A 589-nucleotide genomic window follows, 5' to 3' on the forward strand; every position below is an offset into this window, starting at 1 on the left:
CCCCTTGAGTTGGAGAAATCTAACCTAAGGGGTTCTTTTATGTTTTCTAAAGAATTAAAATTAGCTGCCATTAAAGATTATTATAATGGTTTAGGATTTACAAAAATTATTAATAAGTACGGTATCAAAGGGTCTGCGACCCTTTATGAATGGATTAGGAAAGTTGAACAATTTGGAATTGAATATTTCTCAAAAAATACAAAGACATATTATGAATATTCATTTAAAATAAAGGTCATAAATTGGCGACTTAAAAATCATGAATCGTTAACAAATGCCGCACGGCATTTCGCAATAAGTGCTCCTTTTGTGATATATCAATGGGAACGCTTAGCAGCTGAAGGTCGCCTAAATAAACCTAAAGGAAGACCGCCTAAAATGAAAAATAATAAAGATATGTCAGTGTACGAAAAGAATAAGCAACTTGAACAACAAGTAACATACTTACAAGCTAAGGTTGCATACTTGGAAAAATTGGACGCCTTGATTCAAAGCAAAAAATCACCAACAAAGAAAAAGCGCAAATAATAAATGAGTTAAGGCGAGAAATGAACGTTCCATTATTTGTGTTATTAGATATTGCCGAGAT

The 589-nt window shown here is 32.4% G+C and carries 1 protein-coding gene; it reads left to right on the forward strand.

The annotated features are described in order from the left end of the window. Positions 1–39 precede the first annotated feature (39 nt). Positions 40–528, forward strand: coding sequence for a helix-turn-helix domain-containing protein (locus OEZ61_RS08080; protein ID WP_034530918.1), 489 nt, complete (start codon positions 40–42; stop codon positions 526–528). Positions 529–589: the final 61 nt, after the last annotated feature.

Source organism: Apilactobacillus sp. EABW-1NA (genome assembly GCF_030398685.1).
GTDB lineage: Bacteria > Bacillota > Bacilli > Lactobacillales > Lactobacillaceae > Apilactobacillus > Apilactobacillus waqarii.